A 6000-nucleotide genomic window follows, 5' to 3' on the forward strand; every position below is an offset into this window, starting at 1 on the left:
TCAATTTTTTAATATGTTATAAAACTAACATTTCCTTTAAATTAAAGTTCATATTATTTAAACATTTAAAGGACATAAAAGTAATATAATTAGGTTGAATTCTATTAAAGTTTCTCTTTTTAACAACGCTAATGGTGTTTAAATATAAATGAGGAACATAAGGAGACATGCAAAATGAATCATCAAAAAAATCAGAGTAGGTTTAAACTACTAATAGCTGGCATAATAGCAGGACTTTTATCTGGTGTAGTCAAACTAGGTTGGGAGGTAATGTTCCCACCCCGAACACCTAGTAGAGATGCCACTAACCCACCTCAACAACTCTTACAATTACTAGGTATTCCGTCAGATATAACCCATCTCACATACAATTTTTCTGAGCATGCATTACCTTGGATAAGTTTTATCGTACACTATAGTTTTTCTATCGCTATTGCAATCATCTATATTTATATCGCAAAGAAATATACAAAAATCACATTAGGTTATGGTGCTTTATTTGGTATAGTTATTTGGATCGTTTTTCATTTAATCTTAATGCCGATGATGCATGTCGTACCTAATGCTTTTAATCAACCATTTTCAGAACACCTATCAGAATTTTTCGGACACATTGTTTGGATGATGGTTATAGAAATGGTCAGAAGGTATTTCTATAATATTCAACTAAATAATTAATTAATGAGACACAAAGTTCCAAAAGAATTGCATTTTTGTATTCATTTGGAACTTTTTTATTTCCTAACGTTATAGACAATATAGTATTGATACTTTCATGATTTCACATTCCCCTTATTACATATAGTAATAAACAATCATACTATTTTTTAAATCATATGTTAATGACAACATTTTATATTCTCTATAATACAGTAGCAATTAATCCTAATATTGTCGGTTATAAATTTACATTGTATACTGTGTTTTATATAAGAATAAATATGGAATACGTTTGTTATTTTCGTTTCGCTGTTCAAATTAATAGTTATATAAATTTAGTATTTGGAGAAATTACTAATGAAAGTTAAAATATTAGTTGTTTTTCTTATCAATATCACTATTCTTAACGGCAAGTGGTCTAAACTCCAAATATAGCTCAGAAAAAATATTGAAATGAGAAGTCAAAGTAAAAACAAAGCATCTCAAGCATAAGAATTGCAATGAATAAGTTCATTGAACATTACTACAGTGACTTATGATTCTTAAAAGCTCTCAAAATACAATTCAAACTCAAGAACAAGCTATTGATGGAAGTAATAATTCTAAAGATACTCAATATAATCAAAATTCAAATACCACTTCAACAATTTGCAATAACAACCTGAGTACACGCCAAATAACAAATATATGAACATGCCAAATCAAGAATGGAGAAATAATACTAGGAATAGACTATCTTCTAGTAAGAGGCAAATTCGTGACGAAATTCTCAATGGTAATTACGAAGGAGATGATGCACAGAAAGTTCTAGATGCAAATAATTATTACAAAAATTAAAAATTTTCATTTAGTTCAACTAAATAGAAAGAGGTTTATATGTTATACGTAATTATAGGCTTTTTTATAATAGGAATCGGACTATATATTTTTAGTTTCTTTTTAGCACAAAATCAAGGATTATCTTATAAAAGTCATTGCAGAAATTTTTCTGCAGTTTTTATATCACTCGGTGTATTATGCTTAATGGGGTATCTCGTTCATTATATATCTAAACACTATTTAGGCATATAGTTATCGCTACCAATTAAACTTACCAACAATCGTAAATTTTTTAATTGAGCGAAAGATAAGGGCTAACGTTTTATGTATAGATGGATAAAATCTATCATTTAATGTATAGCTCTTTTTTATTTAATCATCTCAACATATACGTTATTATTTATTACTAATGTATTCACTATATATGTCTTACCTTTAATACCAACTTTTAATGATTAAAGATATAACCATCATGGATCACTTAACTTTATTTATTAAAATAATTGCATTGAAAATATCACTAAAGATACTTCAACAATGCCTCCTAGAAAACAAACTAAAATTAACCGTTGATACTATCGACTTCATTTGTTTTATCGTCCTTGACATTGACGTTACGTTATAGATTAAAGTTGATCTTACCAATAAAGGAGGATTAACTATGGAATTATATAGTATGCCTATGTTTAATAAAATTTTAGTTAACGACATTGAGAAATCATCAGAGTGGTATCAAGAGAATTTAGGTTTTAAAAGTATTTTTAAATTTAAAAATGAACAAAATCAAGTTTTAATGGAACATTTACGATTAGCAAAATATCAAGATATAATGTTAATTTCTGGCAAGCAGTTTGAGGTCGGTAATGCAGTTTATACAAATATACTTGTACCAAATATTCGAATTTTAAAACAACGAATATCTTCTCAATATATCGTGGAAGATCTTGAAGAAAAACCATGGAATTCTATTGAAATGACAATTAAAGATTTAGATAATCATTTAATTACGCTTACACAAAGTAACATAAGAAATGAAGAGTTTAATACCTTGATGCAACATACTTCAAAAACTTTTTAAACTATAAGCTAAATCTCCTAGACAATAATTATTGTTTAGGGGATTTTATTTATGAACAGTCATTAATTAAGTTAAAAGTATAATAATTTCACACTCTTCATTTCTAATTTAATTTAATCAAGTAATTCAAAAAATTTAATGATCACTCTCCATTACTGTATTATATTAAATCGTTAATACCATGACTTGTATAACTTGAAATATCTATTCAGAAAACTATGATTATATCTTTTGTATTATCGTTTTATCAGTATCTGATGAATATTTAAGTCCGAAACCCATAGTTCTATCCATACTAATATGAGCTAACCATATTAAAGCAATCTGTAAAAGTAACTTTTCATCAATGTATAAATATAATAGCGCGATAATTATAGGTGTGATATACGTATGTCCAATATTGTAGACATAACTACCTGTTTTTCTATTAATCACATATCCTAACATAAAAATATCTGGAACTAATAGTAAAAGTAAAAACAGCCATATAGAAAATTCTAATTTAAAATAAACAGCGATTATGATTATAAATATAAATGCATTTTCCAACTTAATTAAACTACGCATATTAACCCCCACTTTATTTTGATGTATTTTAATTGAATACTTACTACTACAATTTTAAAAATTATCACTTATTCAAGCTAAGCACCTTTTTAAAGCTGATATCGTGTTTATACTCATTGTGAATAGTAAATATTTAAAAACTTTAACAAGTTATTACACTTTAAAATTCACTTATGATATTATCATCTTTGTTATATAACTCATATAAAGAATGGTGGAAATTTATGAGCAAAGTAAATAAACCTTTATATTTCTATCTTATGTTATTTCTGTTGACAACTTTAATCGGTGCTTTTCTACTCTATTTGCCCTATACAGGAAAGAAACCCATTAACTTTATTGACGCATTGTTTGTAGCTTCTAGTGCATTCACAGTAACTGGTCTATCACCAGTTGATGTCGGAACACAATTTAATATTTTTGGAGAAATCATTATCTTATTACTTATACAAATTGGTGGATTAGGTATTGTTACAGTAGCAATGCTAACTCTCATCTTTTTAAATAAGAAAATATCAATTAACAATAGAATTTTATTTATGATTACTTGGAATATTGACGAACCCGGTGGTGTAATTAAACTTATTAAACATCTAGCCATATACAGCATCGCCACTGAATTATTTGGTACACTTTGTCTATGTTTATCGTTTATTCCAAAATTTGGTATAGGTAAAGGTCTATTTTTAAGTCTATTCACTTCAGTTTCCGCATTTAACAACGCAGGATTCGCCCTTTTTAAAAACAACTTAATCGACTTTTCAAATGATCCGGTAATCATTATCACTATTCCAATACTTATCATTTTGGGAGGCTTGGGGCATTTAGTTGTGGTTGATTTGTGGAACGCCAAAAGTTTTAGAAAATTATCCCTACACTCTAAACTCGTGTTAACTACCACTGGTTTATTAATTTTGATAGGCACAGTTTTCTTCTTTTTACTAGAAAATCAAAACTCTATGCTACACATGGGATTAATTGAAAAAATAGGAAATGCATTTTTCCAATCAGTGACAACAAGGACTGCAGGATTTAACACAATTGACGTTGGAAACATTAAAACACCGACAGCTTTATTACTTATGGCTCTTATGTTTATTGGAGGTGCACCATTGAGTGCTGCAGGTGGTATAAAAGTTACAACTTTTGTTGTTGCAACAATCGCTATTTTTAATACAATACGCAAAGAAAAAAACAACTCTATATTTAATCGAGAAATATCAGAAAGATACATACAGTTGTCTTTCGTAACTATTCTCATTTCTATTGCATTTATCGGTATGGTTACGTTTATACTTACCATAATCAATTCCAATATACCTTTAATCAAAATACTCTTCGAAGTCGTATCAGCATTCGGTACAGTCGGTCTCACTATGGATTTAACTGCCGAATACTATAATTGGACTGAGTTTATTATTATTATCGTAATGTTATGTGGTAAAATTGGATTACTGAATATTAGTAGAGCGCTTGTTCCACCTAAAGACCCTAAAAATTATAGATATACAAAAGGACACATTCACTTATAATGAGTTCCAATTACTGTAGAGTTGCTATTCAAGGGTTTAAAAATATGAGAATAATTTCTAAGTTATTTAAAGCGTAATTGAAATGATTTTAAGTTCTAAAATTTTAACTATAAAAGGATATAGAAGCGCATTTGTTAAGTATAAACCTACAAATGCGCTTCTTTTTTATTATATTTAGATTGCTCATTACTGTTTCAAAATGTCTTCCTTTAAATCATACTTCATTTTTAAATAGATGCTTAAAAGTATTGTTACAATTACTAGTATTAATAAAATTAGAGTTTTAATTTTCAATATGTTTATTTTTCTCTTCTTTTTTTATTTCTGAAACGGACTTTGTATTTTTACTTAATATATTCTCAAAATCTTCACTATAAGATAGCACATCTTGAAATTGATAGTTTTCATTTAATCTCAAATGCGCGGTAAAATGGGCTTTTTTATTATGATTGACATATCCACTAATGTCATAGCCATCTAAAGGATTCTCTTCAACATTTGTAAAAGTAACTTTCTTATATTTTTTACATTATATTTCATATATAAAGTTATCCTTTGTTTTTGTTCATCATAGTATTGTTGCTTTATTTCTTTTTCTTTGTCATTCTTCACTTTTAAATAGAAGACACCAACAATTAATCCTATACTAATTAATATACTGAATATTAATATTACTTTTTTATTCAAAAAATCATTCCTTTGAGGTGAAATAACGGACAATCTTCATACTAAAAATAACACATATCACGAACTAGCTAGTAGTGTTTATAATATACATCAATCAGATAAAAAGATAGCAATTGAACCCCAAAATTGAACTCAACAAAATTTTAAAATTCAAGCTTCGCTGGTCGATAAAGTTAACGACTTCCAAACAATAGGAGTATCTCAAAAAAACAGTAAAGGAAATGTTGATAATTAAACTGGGTGTTTTGTTTATGCTTGAACAAATTGATATAAATCTGCAGATATTAGCACTGATATATATTTAGGTACCAATGATATCGAAATTGAAACTAATCCAGATAAAATTTTAAATGCAGCTTTTTACAGAGACACTACCTTAAAAGAAATTAACCCGAGTACAGTTGGAAATAATAAATGGCTGAAAATGGTTGATCAAAATAATGCAAAAGAAACTGATCAATTTAACGAAGCTTATCTTTGGACTCAGTCAGTTTTGAATAACTTGAGGGGGATAGGACAAGCTGAAGACTACAGGCTGAAGCTGTCCCCTAAAAAAAGCGAGCTAACAACACGAAGTATTGTAAATAAAGAAGCCAGTAAATGAATTTATGAAAACTCATTTACTGGCTATTTTTCCAGGAATTATGTCTCAGGCTC

Annotated in this window: 4 protein-coding genes and 2 pseudogenes; 3 read left to right on the plus strand and 3 right to left on the minus strand. The window is 28.0% G+C overall.

What is annotated here, in order from left to right; translation table 11 throughout:
* Positions 1-174 precede the first annotated feature (174 nt).
* The gene (locus tag ACVBFA_RS08385) at positions 175-678 is read left to right on the plus strand and encodes a YagU family protein (RefSeq protein WP_002487167.1); all 504 of its coding nucleotides are present in this window, start codon (positions 175-177) and stop codon (positions 676-678) included.
* Between the two features lie 1462 nt (positions 679-2140).
* Positions 2141-2557: a VOC family protein gene (locus tag ACVBFA_RS08390; RefSeq protein WP_002474943.1), complete on the plus strand. Its 417-nt coding sequence runs from the start codon at positions 2141-2143 to the stop codon at positions 2555-2557.
* Positions 2558-2779: 222 nt separating this feature from the next.
* Here ACVBFA_RS08390 and ACVBFA_RS08395 read toward each other — a convergent pair whose 3' ends face one another.
* Positions 2780-3124, minus strand: a complete 345-nt coding sequence (locus ACVBFA_RS08395; RefSeq protein ID WP_002487175.1) for a DUF4260 domain-containing protein — start codon at positions 3122-3124, stop codon at positions 2780-2782.
* 224 nt (positions 3125-3348) lie between these two features.
* Between ACVBFA_RS08395 and ACVBFA_RS08400 the strand changes: the two genes are divergently transcribed.
* Positions 3349-4656: a TrkH family potassium uptake protein gene (locus tag ACVBFA_RS08400; protein ID WP_002487174.1), complete on the plus strand. Its 1308-nt coding sequence runs from the start codon at positions 3349-3351 to the stop codon at positions 4654-4656.
* A 204-nt stretch (positions 4657-4860) separates the two neighbouring features.
* On the opposite strand, the pseudogene ACVBFA_RS08405 reads toward ACVBFA_RS08400, so the two are convergent.
* Together ACVBFA_RS08405 and ACVBFA_RS08410 are read right to left on the minus strand one after the other, a co-directional pair.
* Positions 4861-4950, minus strand: a pseudogene (locus ACVBFA_RS08405) (DUF1433 domain-containing protein); the annotation flags it as partial.
* A pseudogene (locus ACVBFA_RS08410) lies at positions 4940-5343 on the minus strand (DUF1433 domain-containing protein). The pseudogenes ACVBFA_RS08410 and ACVBFA_RS08405, both read right to left, overlap by 11 nt.
* Positions 5344-6000: the final 657 nt, after the last annotated feature.

This window comes from Staphylococcus sp. MSU001 (assembly GCF_052976705.1).

Coding starts and splice junctions, on each gene's coding strand:
- ACVBFA_RS08385 (WP_002487167.1), top strand. CDS start 175: ATGAATCATCAAAAAAATCAGAGTAGGTTTAAACTACTAATAGCTGGC.
- ACVBFA_RS08390 (WP_002474943.1), top strand. CDS start 2,141: ATGGAATTATATAGTATGCCTATGTTTAATAAAATTTTAGTTAACGAC.
- ACVBFA_RS08400 (WP_002487174.1), top strand. CDS start 3,349: ATGAGCAAAGTAAATAAACCTTTATATTTCTATCTTATGTTATTTCTG.
- ACVBFA_RS08395 (WP_002487175.1), bottom strand. CDS start 3,124: ATGCGTAGTTTAATTAAGTTGGAAAATGCATTTATATTTATAATCATA.